The organism is Epilithonimonas hungarica (assembly GCF_900102265.1).
Classification (GTDB): Bacteria; Bacteroidota; Bacteroidia; order Flavobacteriales; family Weeksellaceae; genus Epilithonimonas; species Epilithonimonas hungarica.
Genome location: NZ_FNBH01000001.1, coordinates 1,231,761 through 1,250,916, shown reverse-complemented (window position 1 = coordinate 1,250,916; position 19,156 = coordinate 1,231,761). Strand labels below are relative to the sequence as shown.

Below are 19,156 nucleotides of genomic sequence, written 5' to 3'. Positions count from 1 at the left end.
AAATTATAAAGTTTTTAATTTGAATTTTAATAAATTAATTTCTATCTTCGTTTTGTGAAAACAACAAAGACAACATATTATTACGCAATTCAGACCTTGGAACAGGATTAGGATTCGTATGTAGAAATATCAAAACCTCGTCCTGATGACGGGGTTTTTTGTTTTGAAATATTAACAGAAAATATTACAGATGAAGATAGGCATTATCGGAACAGGATTGATTGGAGGTTCCATCGCACTAAAATTAAAAGAAAAAAACTTCACCAATTTCGTTTACGGAATTGACCAAAATGAAGAAAATCTCAACAAAGCACTCGAACTCAAAATCATTGATGAAAAAGCGGATCTTGAAAATGGAATCAGGAATTCTGATTTGATTATTATTTCGGTTCCGGTAGATTCTGCCAAGAAAATTTTACCCTATATTCTGGATTTGATCAATGAAAAACAAATTGTAATGGATGTTGGCTCTACAAAATCAGGAATTGTAGATTCTATCAAAAATCATCCGAAGAGAAAACGTTTCGTGGCTTTCCATCCAATGTGGGGAACAGAAAACTCCGGTCCGAATGCAGCGACCAAAGACAGTTTCACAGGAAAAGCAGCCGTGATCTGCAACAAAGAAGAATCTGATGAAAATGCTTTGGAAATTGTAGAAAAAGTCATCGAAACTTTGGAAATGCATCCCATCTATATGAATGCCGATGCGCACGATATTCACACGGCTTACATTTCGCATATTTCGCATATCACTTCTTATGCGTTAGCCAATACCGTTTTGGAAAAAGAACGTGAGGAAGACACGATTTTCCAATTGGCAAGTTCCGGTTTCTCAAGTACAGTCCGTTTAGCAAAATCTCATCCCGAAATGTGGGTTCCTATTTTCCGTCAGAACAAAGAAAATGTTTTGGATGTCTTGAACGAACATATTACACAGCTTAGAAAATTCAAATCTGCTTTGGAGAAGGAGAATTTTGATTATCTGGAAGAGTTGATCAGAAATGCGAATAAGATTCGGGGAATTTTGGATAAGTAGTTTTCAGATTACGGATTTCCGTAAGAAAAGAATATCAGAATAAATTAGTTTTGTTAGAAACAAACTACTAACAAAATGAAAAAATTATTTTTAGTTGGATTAATTTTAACTATATTCTTTACTTCTTGCACTTCAAAATGGGAATATAAAACAATTATATTCAAAGGAACTGAACAAGATGCATTGGCAACGTTTACATCAAAAAAAATTGACATATCAAATAGCTCTCTTAATTCATTGGGTGATGAAGGCTGGGAACTAGTTGATGTTTTTTCAAAAATAGAAACCGTTCATCCTAATTTTGGGAATAATGAATATGTAACCGGCTTACAACCCAATGTAAGGACCTCAGAAATTAGTTTTGTATTTAAGCGTAAAAAATAAGACTCATAATCTTTGTCATTCAATAGTAGTCAAGATTCCTACGGAATGACCAAGTTTGTATCCTATGACTAATCTTGTTTTTATACTGAACCTGCAGCCCGGCCGGCTTGAGCGGAAATCCTTTTTACGCAACGTAGTGGTGTGAAAAGATTGGGAGCGGAAGACGGATCAAGCTGCCAAAATAATTCTATTTATCAAACTGATTTGGATGTTGTTTCTTGATTTCCTCAACAGTTCCAAGTACTTTATCTTTCAATGAATCCTGATATTTTTGTAATCTCTCTGAGACTTGTGAATCAGAAGTTCCAATGATTTTTGCAGCGAGAATTCCGGCATTGGCAGCGCCATTTAAGGCAACGGTAGCGACAGGAATCCCGGAAGGCATCTGAAGAATCGACAAAACAGAATCCCAGCCGTCGATAGAATTGCTGGACAAAATCGGAACGCCAATCACAGGCAAAGTGGTACAACTGGCAACCATCCCCGGAAGATGGGCAGCTCCTCCAGCTCCTGCGATGATAACTTTCAGTCCCCGTTCTTTTGCTGTTTTTGCGTAATCGAACATACGTTCCGGCGTTCTATGTGCAGAAACGACTGTCAACTCGTAAGGGATTTCCAGAGATCTTAGAAAATCAGCAGCTTGTTGCATTATTGGCAAATCGCTTTGACTGCCCATTATTATTCCGACCATTTCATTTTTTATTAGATGTTCAAAGATAAAAATTTATAGGTAAAATCGGAGTTTTTGGAATACCTTTGGCTTTAATTCTTTTTTCAAGTAAAGCTTTGAGTTCAAAAACCATTATTGCAATCTGCATCGTCGCTATCGTTTGGGGCACGACCTTTCTCGGCATCAAAATCGGAGTGGAAACTGTTCCGCCTTGGTTTGTCGCGGGATTTCGTCAGTTTTTAGCAGCCTTAATCCTACTTCCAATTTTGATTTACACCAAAAACCTGAAATGGATCGGATGGAAAAATCTCAGGATCCAGAGTACGCTTTCTTCACTGATGCTGGTCGGCGCAAATGGACTGACCACAGTTGCCGAAGAAAATCTCACGAGTAGTCTGACCTCATTGATCAGTGCACTTTCGCCAGTTTTTATTTTCATTGCGAGTATGGTCATCGGAATGGAAAAATTTACTTTTCGTACAATGATTGGTTTACTAATGGGATTTTTCGGTGTGATCTTCATCTTCTGGGACGGCATTAATGACCTGATGAATCCTGACTATCGATTGGGATTGCTCATTCTTATTATCGCATTGATGTGTTGGGGATTGGGAACGATCTATACGAAGAAAATAAATGTAGGGAACAACAATCTCTTCCTGAATCTCTTTTACCAATTTGCGTTCGCAGGAATTGTACAGCTGATCTTTGCATTTTCTTTTTCAGAAACGATCGATGTTTCAACCTGGTCTGTAAAAAGTATTTCCGCAATTATCTATTTGGCTATTTTTGGCTCGGTGATTGCTTTTTTCTCATATCACTATCTGCTGAAGACATTGCTTCCGACGCAGGTCTCCATTTTGTCTTATGTTAATACGATCATCAGTATTTTCCTAAGCTGGCTGATTCTGGGTGAAGTTATCTCTGCTAAATTCATTATTGCAACAGCCTGCATTATCGGTGGGGTCTTTATCATTAATTACAAACCGGGGATGTTGAAATTTAAATTGATGCAGAAATATTTGAAACGATAAAAATTATTATATTTATTACAATTCAATTAAACACATTATAAATAATCTTTTTATGAAAAAAATTTTTGTAACAGCTTCCGCAGCTGTATTATTATTCGCAACCTCTTGTACAAAAAAAGAGCAAACGGTCGTTACAGACGAAAACAAAGACACGGTTGCTGTGGTAACAACCGAAACCAAAACTCTGACCGAGGCTGATGCCAAAGCTGCAGTGGACAAAGCACAAGCTGACTTGGATGCGGCCATCAAAAAAGGTGATAAAGAAGCTGAAGCTACTGCGAGAAAAGCGCTAGAAGATGCTAATATGGCTTGGAACAACGCAAAAACAGCTGTGGGAAATGCGGCTCAGGATGTGAAAAAAGGCGTTGATAATGCCGTTGACAAGACAAAAGTGGCTGCACAAGATGCCAAACAAGACATCAAAGAAGCAGCGAAAGACACAAAGCAGGCTATTAACAAAACAACTCAAGATGCCAAAGAAGCTACAAAAAAAGCTACTGATGATGCAAAGGATGCTTATAACAACGCTTTGGAAAAAGCCAAGGCAAAATAATTTTAAAGTAAAAAACGGTCAGAACTTTCTGACCGTTTTTTGCTTATTATATTGTGATAATTTTTGTTATTGTCCTATCATGTAATTCAAATACTGAAAATTCTGATATTTTGATTGCTTTCTGAAAATTGATTATATTTACAAAAAGCAATAAAAAGTTTAGATTCTATGGTAGAATTAGTTGGTTGTTGTAATGCAAATTGTTGATTGCAAATAGAAATTTGACAGTAATGAATGCTGTCAAAAATATAATTTTGTTTTCATAGATTATTTTTTTAATTTAATTTTTAATCGAATTTTTTATCAAAACGTCCTTCTGTTATGGTAACAATATTCCCATTGCTATCTTTGGCTTTGAATTCAAATGTTCCAGAAACGATCTGATTTTGAAGATCAAGTCTCGTTATTTTTATTCTACCGGAGTTATTTGGATTTGATGAGTAACTAACTTTATCATTACTAATATAGGTTGCATAATTGTAACCATCGTCAGGTGTTTGATTAATAACCTCATAAGTTTGGTTAATCTCTAAATTGGGGATCGATACAATTAGGTAAATAGATTCAGTGTATCTGTCGGGATTTTTTCTTAAATCTAATTTAATTAGATAGTTCTCATTCAATTTTTCGCAATATGTACCGTCGTTATTGCTGTTTAGCTTTTTTGTAGTAGCTACCCAAACTTTGCCATTTATCAGTGCACCGGCAGTGTTTTTACCGGATTGCGTTGCTTCTGGTAATACATTTTGATCCTGCTCATCATCTTTACAAGAAGAAAGAAGGCCTATTGATAACAGGGTAAAAAAAAGTAAATTTTTCATAAAGGTATAATTTCGTGGTTATTAAGACGCCTTGAATTAAACAATTTTTTATTTATTAACAAATTCTTATGCTATAACTTTCACCAAGGATTTGATGTGAATTAATTTCTCCATCAATTCTTCTCTGGAATCTGCCAGAACATTGATATGACCCATTTTTCTTCCAGGCTTTGTTTCAGTTTTACCGTAAAGATGAACATAGGTTTTTGGGAGTTTCAAAACCTCTTCCAAACCTTGATATTTCACTTTTCCTGAATAATTTTCCTCGCCGACAAGATTCAGCATTCCTGAGAACCCGAAGTTGTCCGTATCTGCCAAAGGTAAATTTTTAACAACTCTGTAAAATTGCTCGAATTGGGAATTCGCATTTCCTTCCTGCGATTGATGTCCTGAGTTATGGAGTCTCGGTGCCGTTTCATTCACCCAAACTTTCCCATTTTTATCAAGGAACAATTCGATAGCGAAAAGTCCTGCAGAATCTGCGCTTTTGATAAATTGATCAGCAATCACATCAATTTGTTTCTGAGTTTCCTCAGAAATATCAGCCGGGCAAATATTAAAATCGAGGAGATTCAGTTTGGGGTCAGCAACCATTTCTGTCACGGGAAAAGTTTTGGTTTCTCCGTTATCGTTTTTAGCAACAATCACTGATAATTCTTTGTCTATATCCACTAGATTTTCCAAAACAGATTCCTGAGTCCAAAGGTTTTTCCAATCCTGATCTGAACGAATCAACTGAACACCTTTTCCGTCGTAACCGCCTGTATTCAGTTTTTGAACGAAAGGAATCTGGATTTTGATATCATCCTCACTTCCATCCATAATTTCAAATTCTGGGGACGGAATTCTGTTTTCTTCATAGAATTTTTTCTGAAGGATCTTCTGTTGAATGATTTTGATGATTTTAGAATTCGGAACTACTTTTACACCTTGATTTTCCAGTTCTTCAAGCGCATCTGCACTAACATGTTCTATTTCAATCGTCACCACATCTTTGTCTCTTCCGAATTCCAAAACGGTATCATAGTCATTGAAATCCCCTCTTGTAAAATGAGAAATGCTGGCACAGGAACATTCTGAATTTGGGTCGAGAACATAGAATTCATCATCATATTTTAATGCTTCCTGAATGAACATTCTTCCCAATTGTCCCCCTCCTAAAATTCCGATTTTCATAATTTACTTTTTTACTTTCTTTTATTTTTTAGATTTATTTACTTTTTACAATTATCCTTTCTTCTCGTATCAATAATGTATTGGATTTTCCATTCGTCATTCGATTTTACCAATTGGAAAGAATTGACACCACAATGTGAAAACTGTCCTTTGTAATAAAACTCATAAGGTGTCCAAACAGAAGCCAGATTTCCGTCGATCAGGATATTCGAGAAAGTGATTCTCTCATCCAGACTTCCTTTTTCGGCTTTGGAAATACTTAATGCAAAATCATTGATGCTTTCATTTTTAACTTCAGCTGTTTTTGTGATGGTCTGCAATACAGCATTCTTATGAAATGATTTTTTGATCAATACAGAATCCGAAGTTCTCATTCCGTTAAACAACTGATCAACTGTTGATTTAATAGATTCTTCGTCAGATTTTTGAGCTGAAAAATTTGGGAAAAATGCCAATGATAAAACTAGGATATAGATACTTTTCAAAATCTTTATAATAAGTTGAACAAAAATATTCAAAATGTTTTAATAATAAAGATTCTTCTATTTTTTTATGATTAAAAGCTCTATTTAAATATTGATGTAGTATCTATCATCGTTTTAATAGAGTGAAGTTTCTACTTTATTGGTTGGATCCGGACTTAATCTTTCAAAGGGACATTAAATTTTTTGAAGGTATATAGTCAGTGTAATTCCTTTCTAAAAAAGACCTAGCAATGAACTTAAAGAACATTGCTAGTTGTTTTGATAATATCTATTGCTAATAGCAGGAACTATAGTTTATCAGGTTGAGGTGATGTTCCTGTACCGGCTACATTTGCGTTCATATTATAATTTATAACAGGATTCACTGTTGTAAGCATATCCCGCCTATATACAATTATGTTGAGTTTTATATCAACATTTTTTGGATTTTGACTGTCCGGCACCGTAAAAGTACGGCTATGGTTGGGGAGAAACTTCAATCTCCACGTACCACCTTGTATAAAGGCTCTGGCAGAATATAAAGGAATATTAACGTTGCTTCCACTAATGGATACATTAGAACTATTACCACCTCCCCGTATGATATATCCACCAATTGTCAAATAATAATTGGAGGACGGTATACCTGTGTCATAATTTGTCAATCCTGTAAAGTTGACCCCAGTGAATGTATAGTTCACAGTGTTGATAGCACTGTAATCAGATGTTTCCGGAACATATCTTTTTATGACCTGGCTTCCATTATCCTTTACAATAAGGTAAGAATTAGAAGATGAACCAAGATAAACCCCTGGATTTTCCAAGTACAATATATTTGAAAATTTCATATTCCCATTAACATCTAGCATTTCCGTAGGATTAGGCTTATTGATACCTACTTGTGCTTTAACCGTCAAAAAAAGCAAAATTGCAATTGTTGTTATATTTTTTTTCATCATTATGTTTTTAAATTCCACTTGGTGGAGCAGCTGCTTCGCCGGATGTTGCCCCGTTTAGGTCATATGTTGTAACCGACTCGTCCAAAACTTTATAAAATCTTTTGGATAAAAGAATCACATCAAAATTATAGGTGTATCTTGCACTAGTATATTGTGTACTCAAACTGGGATATCCTATATTGACATGCCAACTACCCCCGGATTCAAAAGTTCTGATAACAAAACGTCCCTTCATATTCGTGTTGGAATAAACTCCGTTGTTTGGCTCATTAATATTAGACGTACTTGGAATAGCTTCAAAATTAGTGATCAATACCGTATATTTGTCTGAAGGAATTTGCAGATTAAGGTCATTAAGATCATCTCTGTAAATATTCGACACCGAATACGGCTGTATGATTATTGGTGTATAAAGTGTTTCTACTTTAAAAATTTTACCATTTACGATGGCTGATTGAGGGTCGGTACCAAGGATATCAAAACCTTGAGGGCTGGCTGTGTAATTATTCGGATCTACAAATACAGATGTGCCGATTGCCACACTTCCATTAACATCTAAAGCTTCTGTAGGAGCATTTGTGTTTATTCCTATATTTTGTGAAAATAATGCTCCAGATAAAGCCAGAGAAATTATTGATAATTTTTTTTTCATGTGTTTTTTGTTTAAGGATTCAGGATTGGGGTAGATTCAGTTCCTGAAGAAGTATTACCTAAAGGACGAACTCTTTCTCCAAAAATTTTCACATATGTCTTAGGATATATTGCGCAAACAAACGTCCATGTTCCATTGGTCTGTGAAGACATTTGTGAATAATCGGCATATAAATTCCAGAAACCGTTGAAATCTATCACCCCAAAAGATGGCAATGAGAGAATACCTGAACTACCTAAATAGATATCTCTATCAAAATAGGCGGATAAAATCACAAGAGAGTAATCCGTAGTGTTAATTTTTGTATTAAATCTTTCAACCCAATCTCCACTGGCATTCTGCAATTTATAAGTTGCAATAGTCGCTATACCTGGTGCTCCGGGCACTCTGGGGTCTATTCTTTTAATCCCATTATTGGAAACATCTTGAGTCAGCAACAAATATCTGTCTTTTTCTTCCAAAGTCAGCCCATCTATAGTACCGGCAATAATATTATCAGACTTGAAACTACCATTGACATCAAGGTCAGTTCTTGGCGAAGGCGTATTAATACCTACCTGTGCATTTGAATCAAGAAATGATAATGCAAAAAGCAGTAAAAAAATTTTTTTTTTCAATTTTGTGTGTTTTTAGAATTATACTGTATACTTATATTATTACATTGGAAATTTTTAGATTCAATAAAAAACTTTAATACGGAATTTTTAATATATAATAAGTCTTACAGACTCATCTTTATATATAATTTGAGCACAAAGGAATAAATTAAACTCTCTAATTAGGAAAAAACAGGTACCAAACAGATACCACATTAATACCCTAGCAACGTAAAACCTAATAGCAATCAATCATTTAATATTGTTGAACCAGACGTAAATATCTATATTAGAATCTATACTAAGTTTTTTCCGTATTCTGTTTTTGCGATTTTGCACAGCCTTTGGCGTTACAAATGTATAAGTAGCAATATCTTTTGTAGAAAAATTCAGCTTCAGATAAGCACAAAAAGTCAGTTCAGATGTTTTTAGCTTTGGTTCTATTTCCAGAAGTTTATCGATAAAACTTGGATAATATTCCTTGAATCTGAATAAAAATTCCGAAGAATTATCCCTTGCAAGAGAGATTATTTCTTCATAAGAATCTACACTAAGTACATCTTGAGACAAAACAACATCCTGCATTACTTCATTTATTTTGAATTCAGTATATCTGATTTTTTTTAAAACAAATATCAAAATGATTATTATGGCTATCAAAAGTATGGCGATAGATACTATCATTTCTTTTATTTTTTCACGTATTATATTATTCGAACGAAAGTGTTATTCCACAAGCTTGAACATCACAAGTAAAAAACAAGGAATCTATTTTTCATCTTATAATATTGGGAATCAGATCGAGATAGCAACCGTTCAAATTTTTACAATTATCTGTAACTCTCTTTATTTTGTTTTTGACCGGCTGCTATCCAATCGCGGGCATATCTTAATGATATATTATTGAATCATAAGTGTCCATTTGTTTGAAAATATTCTCACGACTAAGGGGGCCATATACCACTCAAAAATAATTTGGAAATTATCAATAATACCATAGACAAATGATGTGTAAATACATTTGACCTTTTTTGAAAAAAGCTGAGGTGGGAGTTGCATTTCTGAAAAGACATCTCAGAAAACGCTGAAGTGATCTCATTTTCTACATCGAGAATAGAAACAGATAAAACGTAATATTTAAATAAATCATTACAGAAAAGTACATACCACATAAATACCATCAAGCTTCTCACTATTTCAATTTTTGAAAGCAACACAAAGAAATAGAATCATAAATCACCATAAAAAAAAGCACATACCACATAAATACCATACAGGTACTCAATATTATTTTTTTACCAAAAGAAAACCTCTTGTTTATATATAAAACAGTAATAATGAAAACATTAAATAATAGACATTAGATGATTATCAATAAATTCACATATTTAAGAGTATCATGGTTTTTAATTAATTAATTTTTTATTTAGATCAAAAATTGTCTTGATCTCTATGATCAAAGAAAATCGTCATATTTATGAAGCCAGACATTCATTTTTTCTAAAACCTTATTCAATAATTTAAAAAAAATAAAAATAAATTATTATTGTTATTTAGCACAATACTAAAGCATTTTATAATACCATAAAATAGATAAATTTATCTAAAAATACTACACAAACAATAATTACTAGTTTTTTTGTGTACACAAATAATCCTTTCTATATTTGCGGGATGTCAGAAATCATAATTCTCTTTATTGGAGCAATTGCTGCCGGATTGATGGGTTCTCTTACAGGTCTGGGTGGCGGTGTCATCATTATTCCTCTTCTTACACTAGGTTTTGGCGTTCCGATGCATTACGCGATTGGCGCTTCTCTTATCTCCGTTATCGGAACCTCTTCCGGTGCTGCGGTTGCCTTTGTGAAGGAAGGTTTTACAAATATGCGAATCGGGATGTTTCTGGAAATTGCAACTACTGCTGGTGCCGTAACCGGTGCATTAGTCTCAGGATTTCTGAATCCAAATACAATCGGAATTATCTTCGCAAGTATCTTGATCTTGACAGTTTTATTGAATCTGAGAGGAAAGCCTGACCATCAGGAGGAATTGATCAAAGGAAGTCTAGAGCACAAACTGAAACTCTACGGAACTTTCCCCGACAAAGACGGTGTCAAAAATTACGCAGCGAAAAACAGTATTGGAGGATTCTGTATGATGGTTTTTGCAGGCGCAATGTCTGGACTTTTAGGCATTGGTTCCGGAGCTTTGAAAGTATTGGCAATGGATAATATGATGAAATTACCATTCAAGGTTTCAACTACGACAAGTAACTTTATGATTGGGGTAACTGCTGTTGCAGGCGCTTTGATCTATTTCCAAAGAGGGCAGATCATTCCCGTGATTGCTGCCCCGGTTTTGATTGGTGTAGTTGTCGGGAGTTTTATCGGTTCCAAAACTTTGATGATCTCCAAAACGAAAAAACTGAAAGTTTTCTTCGCAATCGTGATCACAATTCTTTCGATCTATATGATGTATAATGGTATTGCCAAAAATTTCAGCTAAATGAGAACAAGACCATTTACAGATGTTGACCTTAACCGTTCAGTTGGAAATCTTCTGAGATTGGGTGTAATTCTTTCCGTTGTTACTTCTTTGATCGGGTTTGTCAAACTTTTCTTGGAAGGTTTTAAAATGCCAAAATATAAGCTTTTGGATATGGGAAGTTCGTCAGAAAAAGTTTGGGGAAGTTTCTGGGATTCGCTTTGTAAAGGTGAAGGAATGGCAATTATCCAACTGGGTATCTTGCTTCTGATCTTGACGCCATTAGTAAGGATCATCTTTGCTTTGATCGGATATTTGAAGGAGAAAGATTATGTTTATGTTGTGATTTCTACAATCGTTCTTGTGATTATGGTTGTTAGTTTCTTAACCGGGTATGCACATTAATTCTCATAAAATTCCAAAGGCAAATCATCCGGGTCTGAAGTGAAAAAGAATTTTTTATCAGTAAATTCATCGATTCTGATTTCTTCGCAATCCAAACCTTTTGATATTAATTCATTTCGTTTTTCTTCGACATTATCCACTGAAAAAGCCAAATGGCGAAGTCCGCAACTTTCCGGTCTTGAAGGTCGGGATGGAGGATCAGGGAAAGAAAATAGTTCGATGACATAATGATCTCCGATTGCTAAATCTAGTTTGTAAGACTGTCGCTCTTCACGATAAACTTCACGAATGATGTTGAGTCCTAAAACTTCTGTGTAGAATTTTTTGGAAACTTCATAATCAGAACAAATAATGGCGATGTGATGGATTTGCATTTTATTTTTCTTTTGATTCCTCTTTCAATTTCTCCAAATAATCATCTTCCAATTCTTTCAGTTGTTTGAAGTAATTCTCTTTATCCATAAACAATTTTGGATTATAAGCATCTCCAGTTTTACGCTTCTCGTGCAAATCAAACTGGCTTGCGTGGGAAGCAATCCAAACATCAAAATCCAGTTTTTTCATTGCATCAAAAGTATAGGCATAATCTTTTTGCATATTGGGATAAGTGTGAACATCAGAGAATTTGTGGTCGATGATGATGGACGGCATATTAGCAATCAAAACTTTGTAAGCTCTGTCGTTATCTTTGGTTTCAAAGATAAAACTGCAGGAACCTTTTGTGTGTCCAGGATGATGAAGCAAAGTCAAAGTCGTATTTCCTAATTTGATTTTGTCATTATTTTTCAAAAGAAAATCTGGATTCAATGGCTTGAAAGTCACTCCATACTTCCCTAATTCGTAGTCAGATTTTCCACCGGATCTCAGTTCGGCTAATTCGGCTTCGTCAACATAGAGTTTTGCGCCCGTTTCTTTTTTAATATCAGCCATTGCTCCCATATGGTCGAAATGTGCTTGGGTCAGGGTCAGGATTTTGATGTCTTTATATTTGAATCCTAACTTTTCAATGTTTGCTTTGATTTGAGGATAAGAATCTGCTAAACCTGTATTGATAAGGATATTTCCCTTACTTGTGACGATGAGATATGAGGCCAAATCGTAAGTTCCGACATAATACAAATTCCCGACAATTCTGAACGGCTCATAAGACTGAGACCATTTTTCAGGATTGTTTTTTGGTTCGGTTACGGTTTGCGCATTTCCAAAAAAGGAAAGGATTAATAGAAATATAAGTGTAAGGTTTTTCATTTTTTAATTTTAAGAATAATTAATAACCATTATTTTGTCATTCCGTATGAAACCTAACGAAGTGGTTCGACCAAATCAATCAAGACTGTTGAGATTCCTACGGAATGACAAAATGCTGTTTATTGTTACAGCATATTTTTACTTCTGGCTTTCGACATCCAGCTTCCGACTTTTCTAAAACCTCATCACATCTTTCACTACTCCACCTTTCTGCGTCAATGGAATCAATTCTGTTTTGATGAAATCTGTGATTCTGTCGTTGTCAATATCATTTGGAAAAAGCAAATGAACATTAGCTCCAGCGTCTAAAGTGAAAAACAAAGACAAGCCCGTAATTCTTCTGAAATCCCAAATCTTATTAATTACCTGCAAAGTTCCAGTCTGCATCAGGATAAAAGCAGGTTCGCTCATCATCATCATTGCGTGAAGTGTCAATGCTTCGTGTTCAACCAATTTGATGAAACCTTCCATATCACCTGATGAAAGAATCGTTTTCAGTTTGGTAAAATTCTCGTGTGCTTCTTGGAAACGTCTTTCTGCATAAGGATTGGTATTCATCAAGCCGTGACCAACAGTTGAAGAAACCGATTTCTGACCTTCGTGAATCAGCAAAACCCAATCGTTGAAGTTTTTGAAAATCGGATGGATTTCCTCATCCGGATATTGAACAGCGAATAAATCCGAACTTCCTTCCACTTCTTCAGTTTTTCCCCAAACCACCAAACCCTCATAAAGACTTCTGCAAGCACTTCCGCTTCCCAGTCTTGCCAAAAAGCTTGCTTTTTTTGTTTTAAAATCGGTGTATGAATTTCCTGAGAAAATATTATCTAGGTTCATCAAACATTTAGCAATCGCTCCGAAACCTGAAGCTGAACTTGCAATTCCTGAACTGTGCGGAAACGTATTTTCAGTTTTGATGATGTATTTTCCTTTTAGAATCCAAGGTAGATATTGCTCGATATTTTTGAAATACTTTTCGATTTTCTCAGCGAATTTTTGTTCTTCGTTTCCTGAAAGAAAAGTCTGAACGGAAAATTCTCCTTCAGCAATAAACTGCATCGTTGTATTGGTTCTGCAATGGTTCAAAGTATAGCTGATACTTGGATTGGCAGGAATCTGATTTTCGTATTTTCCCCAATATTTGATGAGTGCAATATTAGAGGGACAGCTTGAGGAGACGAGTTGATTGGATATCTGGAATTGGGAATTTCCCAAAAATTCTTGAGTCATAGGTTTGGCTTTTGGCTTTGGCAAATTTAAAATAAAATAGTTGTTTATGGGAATTTTGAACGCAAAGTCCGCAAAGATTTTTTGAACTTATTGCAAACATTTTTAAGGTTCTCAAAGACGCTGACGCTCATCAAAGAATTAATATCATATTTTGAACTTCATATTCTGTAACATTTTTGTCTTTTTTAAACTAATTTTGTGAGGTTTAAAAATCGTTGAAAAGAAAGATAAAACCTCAACATAGCCCCGATTGTAGTGGAAATCCTTTTTCTTTTTTCAGAAAAAAGAAAAAGATTGCAACGGAAAGCGGGTTGAAAAAGTGAATAGAAGGACAAATCTTGTTGCTCCTAAAAATTAAAAACATCTGTATGCTGAGAGCAGAAAATATTAAAAAAACATATAACGCCGGGAAAAAAATTGCACTTCAGGATTTCTCGATTGAAGTTCCTACTGCAAGTGTTTATGGACTTTTGGGTCCGAATGGCGCAGGAAAAACGTCGTTTATCCGAATCATCAACCAAATTACGCAGGCAGATGAAGGCAAGGTTTGGATCGATGGCAAAGAACTGAATCCGGAACACATCCAAAACATCGGTTATATGCCGGAGGAACGCGGACTTTACAAGAATATGACGGTGGGCGACCAGCTTCTGTATTTTGGTGAATTAAAAGGAATGTCCCGACAGGAAGCGCTTTCGCAGGCGAAATTCTGGTTTGAACAACTGAACATCGACCAATGGTGGAAGAAAAAACTGAGTGAACTTTCAAAAGGAATGGCGCAGAAAATCCAGTTTGTGGTGACGGTTTTGCACCGCCCGAAATTGTTGATTCTGGATGAACCTTTTTCTGGTTTTGACCCCGTGAATGCAAACCTTATCAAAGACCAGATCATCCGGTTGAAAAATGAGGGAACGACCATCATCTTATCAACGCACCGAATGGAAAGTGTGGAGGAAATGTGTGATTTTGTAGCGCTCATCAACAATTCTAAGAAGGTTTTGGACGGAAAAGTTTTTGATGTTCGTGAGCAGTTTAAGCAAAACGTTTTCTCTGTGGTTTTATCGGATGTGAACTCTGAAAATCTGGAGGAATTAACAAGAAAATATCAAATCGAAAATATTGGAACTGCCAATGGTTTATTCAATTTTGAGTTGAAGAATACCGAAAATCAAAACATTCTTTTGCAAGACCTCCTGAAAACCGGAACAATACGAACCTTCAACGAGAAAATCCCGAGTATGAATGAGGTTTTCATTAATGCAGTGAAATCATAATTGATAAATGATAATCGATAAATGATTTACTTTTTACTTAATACATTTTACTTTTTACAACAAGAATGAAAAATATATTCCTTATAACGAAAAGAGAATTTCTGACGCAGGTCAAGAAAAAATCTTTTATTATTCTTACACTTTTGGCTCCGCTGATGATTATTGGATTCGGTGCGTTGATTGGTTTTATGTTCAAAGCCAATGAAGCGGAATACAAATTTGAAGTGGTTGACAAAAGCGGGATCTTCGCTGGTCAATTGAGATCGACAAAAGATATTACTTATACTTTTGTTCCGACCAACACAGAAAGTTCACTCGTTAAAAACCTGAAAGAGCTGAAAGGTTCAGACGGAATACTTATTGTCCCTGAATTGAAAGACAAAAATTTTGATGCATTGGAAAGTGGAACAAAATTGTTGACGAATAAGAAAATTGGTGTTGATACTAAATCTGCTGTTTCCAGAGACTTGAGCGAAATCTTGAAAAAGGAAAAAATCAAAATGCTTGGAATTTCGGAAGACAGAATCGTGAATCTTGATAAGAGTTTCAAAATCATTTCTCAGAATGTAACGGAAAGCGACCGGCCGGAAAGTGACCTTGCCTTCGGAATCAAAACGGCGTTGAGTTTCGGATTGATGTATGTGGTTTTTATGTTCATCATTATTTACGGCGTTCGTGTAATGCGAAGCGTTCTAGAAGAAAAAAACAACCGTGTTGTGGAAATCATCATCTCATCTGTTAAACCATTTGAACTGATGATGGGAAAAATCCTAGGCGTGACTTTGGTGGCTTTGACCCAGTTTATCATCTGGATCGCGATGTCTGTGACGGCTGCATTTTTCCTTAATACAGGATTCGCAGCAATGCAGAAAAATATTCCGGCAGGACAGGAAGAACTGATGAAAAACCTGGATTTCCAGCAAATAGCAACCGAAGTTTCCCATATTCTTCTGGATATGAATTATGTAGGAATCATTGCCGTTTTTGTATTTTTCTTTTTGTTTGGATACATCTTTTACAGCTCGATGTATGCAGCGATTGGAAGTGCGGTTGATAATGAAACAGAAACTCAGCAGTTCACGATGTTTGCAATTGTTCCTTTGATGCTTGGGCTTTATGGAAGCTTTACGATCATGAATAATCCCGACGGACCGATGGCCTTTTGGCTGTCAATTATCCCGTTTACTTCGCCTGTTGCGATGATTGCGAGAATCCCGTTTGGTGTGCCGCTTTGGGAGATTCTGTTATCGATTTTCCTATTGATCGCTTCTACTCTACTGATGGTTTATATTGCCGCGAAAATCTATCGAGTTGGAATTCTTATGTATGGAAATAAAGCGACTTTGAAGGAGATCTGGAAGTGGATCAGGAGTTGATTTTCTTCATTGAAAAATTTTCATTTTATTTGTGGAAAATTAATACTGTGAAAAAACTTATCTTATTTGCTTTGGCTTCATTGTTTATTATTTCTTGTCGGAAAGATGACGATGATGAAGAGAAATCAGAATCTTTGATTGTTGGAACTTGGAAAACCATTGATTATAGAACTATCTCCGGAAAAGATGGTTCCATTATTTCTTCAAATACTATTCCTGATACGGATTGCATTAGAAAATCGAATTATAATTATAAAAATAATGGAAAGTTCATTGGAGAATATTTCCGTGATCCACAAACTGGGGAATGTGGAAACACTAGTTTTTATGAAGAAATGGATTATAGCTATAATGAAGAAGCCAAAACGATAACTTACAAAATAGATGGTTTAACTCAAGAAATTATAAAGGTTCATTCTCTTGACAAAACAGAAATGCAAATTCTTGTCGATGAAAATATGGACCACAATTCTGACGGAATTCCAGATAAAATACTGAGAATATATACTAAACAATAAGACTAAAGACGCCTCAGAAAATTCTGAGGCGTTTGTTTATTAATTGGGGTTATTGAAAAAATGATTTTTCAATAATTTCAGATATGACTTCCACAAATTATATTTTTTTAATAGTTTAGCTAAATTAAAAACAAACAATAACAGAAAACATATAAACAAATTAAATTATGAAACATTTTAAATCTTTTTTAGCAATTATTTTATTTTTAAGTCTTTCGATGAGAGTATTTTCTCAAGACAAAAAAGTAGCTGTAGTGTCTTTCTATTCCAACAGAATGATTGATTATAAAGAGTTGGGTCTTGGCAGTGAAGAACTTATTAATAACATTCTTAATCTAAGAGATAATCCAAAATTCAATCTTAATCCTATTTTAGAAAAATACCACAATGCTTTTTTCAATGATTACGCTTCTAAATTCCCTTTCAAATTATTACCAGAGAATGAAGTAACTTCTAATCAGCAATACAAAGATTTTTCGCCAAAATATGCTAAAACTGAAGAAGACCTAAAAAATTACAGCGTTTACAAAGACTACAAATATATCTATGAAGGCTTCAATGGTAAAGCAAACGAAGTAGGTGTTGCTAATATTTTTAAAGATCAGGCAGACGGTGTATTATTCACAGAAATCTACTTCTCTCTGAAAAAAGGATTTGGTATTGGTGGAATGGCAACTATTAAAATGAAGGCTTTTGCAAGAATTGCATTATATGACAAAAACGGAAACAAAGTCTGGGTTATCAATGAAAGTGCAGATTCTAAAAAAACTGGAGTTATGGTTGGCGGAATCCCTGTAATGTCTCCAGACAAAATTCTTCCTATGTGTGAAAGTGCATTAGAAGAATTGATGAAAGATCTTGACGGTAATCTTCCTAAAATCATTAAGAAATCTACTAAATTATAGCTTAGATAACATTTGAAATAACTTAAAAGACCTCAGAGTTTTCTGAGACCTTTTAAGTTATTTAATTTTTCTTGCTCTTATCATTCAAAATCAAGTTTTATTTAATTATAATTTTTTGAGAATGATTTTGTTTTTGATTTTGGATTGTAACAATATAATTCCCTTTAGAGAAACCTCGAACATCAATAGTTAGTTTGTTAGCATTGTTAATATTTTGAGAATAAACAACTTTTCCTGTCATATCAATAATACTGACAAAGGATTCTTTTAATGGTTGATTGTTTAGAGAAATTGTAATTTTATCCGATGCAGGATTTGGATAAATGCTTATTGAATTTTTGAGTTCACCTTCCTTGGCATCCAAAGTCAAATCAGCTTGCGTATTCTTCCATACCTTTGCTTTTGAATTTTCCACACCAACCGCATATCCCACTTTGACATTGCTGAAATAGATGGATGAAATATAAGCACTCATAATTTGTAGATATTCCTTGTATCCATTTTCAGAACTGTAGGTCATTCTTACCAGACCTCGCTGGCCACATCCGCACATAGTTTGTTCATCAAAAATACCCCAAACTGTATTTTCATTGATGGCAAATATGCTTGTCACATTATGTATAGAACCATAACCTAATATTTCAAAATTGTCGCCTCCATCTGTTGTTTTATAAAAACCATTAGTATAATAAAAACCTATATCTTTATTTATAAAATTAAATGGAGAGTAATAAGGTTCAATAATTTCAAACCAGTTCTTACCACCATCTTGTGTTTTTAAAATTTTATTTAAGTTAGTATAAGGAATATAATTACTTGTCGCATAGCCTATTTCTTCATTAAAAAACTGTATATCATAGAATTTTGCTTGTTCATCATTTCCATTAACCGTTTCCCAGGAACCACCTCCATTGCTACTTTTAAGTAAAACAGTTTTAGAATTGGAATCAACGCAGGATAGGAAAATGAGATTTTCGTTGACACACGATAAAGAATATACCGAGTTGATATTTTCTACAGTAATGGGAATTGACAACCACGTTTCACCGCCGTCAATTGTTTTAAGTAATTTTCCGCCACCTTCAACTACATAGCCAATATCTGATTTAGGGAATTGAATTTTTCCTAGATTTTGAGTCGTGCCAGAATTTTTCTGTTGCCAGGTTACACCACCATCTGTTGTTTTAATTATGGTTCCATTGGTACCTACAACTATTACAATGTCTGATGTAATGGCATAAACGTCTGTGAAATTAGTGGCAGCAGTGTTGCCAACATTAAGCTCTATCCATTGTGCATTGCTATTGAAATGGAAAATTAGCAATAAAATCGCAGTCAAAAATGTTTTCATTGGAATTAGTTTTCATAAAA

Annotated in this window: 22 protein-coding genes; 10 read left to right on the top strand and 12 right to left on the bottom strand. The window is 34.7% G+C overall.

Going from position 1 to position 19,156, the window contains the following annotated elements; translation table 11 throughout:
- Window positions 1–190 precede the first annotated feature (190 nt).
- Entirely contained in the window at window positions 191–1,036 is an 846-nt protein-coding gene (locus BLT30_RS05785) for a prephenate dehydrogenase (RefSeq protein ID WP_089872245.1), read from the top strand.
- Window positions 1,037–1,111: 75 nt separating this feature from the next.
- Window positions 1,112–1,420 carry a DUF4177 domain-containing protein gene (locus BLT30_RS05780; protein ID WP_089872243.1) on the top strand — a complete coding sequence of 103 codons (309 nt, stop codon included), beginning with the start codon at window positions 1,112–1,114 and terminating at the stop codon, window positions 1,418–1,420.
- 187 nt (window positions 1,421–1,607) lie between these two features.
- Here the strand turns inward: BLT30_RS05780 and purE are convergent, their stop codons facing one another.
- On the bottom strand, window positions 1,608–2,111 hold the full coding sequence (purE, locus tag BLT30_RS05775; RefSeq protein ID WP_089872241.1) for a 5-(carboxyamino)imidazole ribonucleotide mutase: 504 nt from the start codon (window positions 2,109–2,111) through the stop codon (window positions 1,608–1,610).
- 95 nt (window positions 2,112–2,206) lie between these two features.
- On the opposite strand from purE, the gene BLT30_RS05770 reads away from it, so the two are divergent.
- Together BLT30_RS05770 and BLT30_RS05765 are read left to right on the top strand one after the other, a co-directional pair.
- A complete protein-coding gene (locus BLT30_RS05770; protein WP_089872933.1) occupies window positions 2,207–3,124 on the top strand; it encodes a DMT family transporter in 918 nt (305 codons plus the stop codon).
- 52 nt (window positions 3,125–3,176) lie between these two features.
- Window positions 3,177–3,677, top strand: a complete 501-nt coding sequence (locus tag BLT30_RS05765) for a hypothetical protein (RefSeq protein ID WP_089872239.1) — start codon at window positions 3,177–3,179, stop codon at window positions 3,675–3,677.
- Between the two features lie 287 nt (window positions 3,678–3,964).
- On the opposite strand, the gene BLT30_RS05760 is transcribed toward BLT30_RS05765, so the two are convergent.
- From BLT30_RS05760 to BLT30_RS05730, 7 genes are all read right to left on the bottom strand, one after another.
- On the bottom strand, window positions 3,965–4,498 hold the full coding sequence (locus tag BLT30_RS05760) for a Riean_0653 family protein (RefSeq protein WP_089872236.1): 534 nt from the start codon (window positions 4,496–4,498) through the stop codon (window positions 3,965–3,967).
- Window positions 4,499–4,564: 66 nt separating this feature from the next.
- Window positions 4,565–5,674: a 5-(carboxyamino)imidazole ribonucleotide synthase gene (locus BLT30_RS05755; RefSeq protein WP_089872233.1), complete on the bottom strand. Its 1,110-nt coding sequence runs from the start codon at window positions 5,672–5,674 to the stop codon at window positions 4,565–4,567.
- A 38-nt stretch (window positions 5,675–5,712) separates the two neighbouring features.
- Window positions 5,713–6,159 (bottom strand): nuclear transport factor 2 family protein, encoded by a 447-nt coding sequence (locus BLT30_RS05750; RefSeq protein WP_089872231.1) that lies wholly within the window; start codon window positions 6,157–6,159, stop codon window positions 5,713–5,715.
- Window positions 6,160–6,446: 287 nt separating this feature from the next.
- Complete coding sequence (locus tag BLT30_RS05745; protein WP_089872229.1) at window positions 6,447–7,094, bottom strand: hypothetical protein; 648 nt, start codon at window positions 7,092–7,094, stop codon at window positions 6,447–6,449.
- 10 nt (window positions 7,095–7,104) lie between these two features.
- Window positions 7,105–7,749, bottom strand: a complete 645-nt coding sequence (locus tag BLT30_RS05740; RefSeq protein ID WP_089872227.1) for a hypothetical protein — start codon at window positions 7,747–7,749, stop codon at window positions 7,105–7,107.
- An 11-nt stretch (window positions 7,750–7,760) separates the two neighbouring features.
- On the bottom strand, window positions 7,761–8,366 hold the full coding sequence (locus tag BLT30_RS05735) for a hypothetical protein (protein ID WP_089872225.1): 606 nt from the start codon (window positions 8,364–8,366) through the stop codon (window positions 7,761–7,763).
- 231 nt (window positions 8,367–8,597) lie between these two features.
- Window positions 8,598–9,029: a helix-turn-helix transcriptional regulator gene (locus BLT30_RS05730; protein ID WP_139166579.1), complete on the bottom strand. Its 432-nt coding sequence runs from the start codon at window positions 9,027–9,029 to the stop codon at window positions 8,598–8,600.
- 990 nt (window positions 9,030–10,019) lie between these two features.
- Between BLT30_RS05730 and BLT30_RS05720 the strand changes: the two genes are divergently transcribed.
- Window positions 10,020–10,850, top strand: coding sequence for a sulfite exporter TauE/SafE family protein (locus BLT30_RS05720; RefSeq protein WP_089872219.1), 831 nt, complete (start codon window positions 10,020–10,022; stop codon window positions 10,848–10,850).
- Entirely contained in the window at window positions 10,851–11,234 is a 384-nt protein-coding gene (locus BLT30_RS05715) for a DUF1634 domain-containing protein (RefSeq protein WP_089872217.1), read from the top strand.
- Here BLT30_RS05715 and gloA2 read toward each other — a convergent pair.
- The 3 genes from gloA2 to BLT30_RS05700 all read right to left on the bottom strand — a co-directional run bounded on the left by gloA2 (window position 11,231) and on the right by BLT30_RS05700 (window position 13,712).
- Window positions 11,231–11,608 carry an SMU1112c/YaeR family gloxylase I-like metalloprotein gene (gene gloA2 / locus BLT30_RS05710; RefSeq protein ID WP_089872215.1) on the bottom strand — a complete coding sequence of 126 codons (378 nt, stop codon included), beginning with the start codon at window positions 11,606–11,608 and terminating at the stop codon, window positions 11,231–11,233. The genes BLT30_RS05715 and gloA2 overlap by 4 nt on opposite strands.
- Window position 11,609: 1 nt before the next feature.
- The gene (gene bla, locus BLT30_RS05705; protein WP_089872213.1) at window positions 11,610–12,482 is read right to left on the bottom strand and encodes a subclass B3 metallo-beta-lactamase; all 873 of its coding nucleotides are present in this window, start codon (window positions 12,480–12,482) and stop codon (window positions 11,610–11,612) included.
- A 174-nt stretch (window positions 12,483–12,656) separates the two neighbouring features.
- A complete protein-coding gene (locus BLT30_RS05700; RefSeq protein WP_089872211.1) occupies window positions 12,657–13,712 on the bottom strand; it encodes a diphosphomevalonate decarboxylase in 1,056 nt (351 codons plus the stop codon).
- A gap of 368 nt (window positions 13,713–14,080) precedes the next feature.
- Here BLT30_RS05700 and BLT30_RS05695 point away from each other — a divergent pair, with 368 nt between their 5' ends.
- From BLT30_RS05695 to BLT30_RS05680, 4 genes are all read left to right on the top strand, one after another.
- Window positions 14,081–14,986: an ABC transporter ATP-binding protein gene (locus BLT30_RS05695; protein ID WP_089872210.1), complete on the top strand. Its 906-nt coding sequence runs from the start codon at window positions 14,081–14,083 to the stop codon at window positions 14,984–14,986.
- 65 nt (window positions 14,987–15,051) lie between these two features.
- Entirely contained in the window at window positions 15,052–16,362 is a 1,311-nt protein-coding gene (locus tag BLT30_RS05690; protein ID WP_089872208.1) for an ABC transporter permease, read from the top strand.
- Between the two features lie 47 nt (window positions 16,363–16,409).
- Window positions 16,410–16,880 (top strand): lipocalin family protein, encoded by a 471-nt coding sequence (locus BLT30_RS05685; protein ID WP_139166578.1) that lies wholly within the window; start codon window positions 16,410–16,412, stop codon window positions 16,878–16,880.
- Window positions 16,881–17,047: 167 nt separating this feature from the next.
- A complete protein-coding gene (locus tag BLT30_RS05680; RefSeq protein ID WP_139166577.1) occupies window positions 17,048–17,785 on the top strand; it encodes a hypothetical protein in 738 nt (245 codons plus the stop codon).
- A gap of 97 nt (window positions 17,786–17,882) precedes the next feature.
- Here BLT30_RS05680 and BLT30_RS05675 read toward each other — a convergent pair whose 3' ends face one another.
- Window positions 17,883–19,136, bottom strand: a complete 1,254-nt coding sequence (locus BLT30_RS05675; RefSeq protein WP_089872202.1) for a T9SS type A sorting domain-containing protein — start codon at window positions 19,134–19,136, stop codon at window positions 17,883–17,885.
- Between the last annotated feature and the right edge of the window lie 20 nt (window positions 19,137–19,156).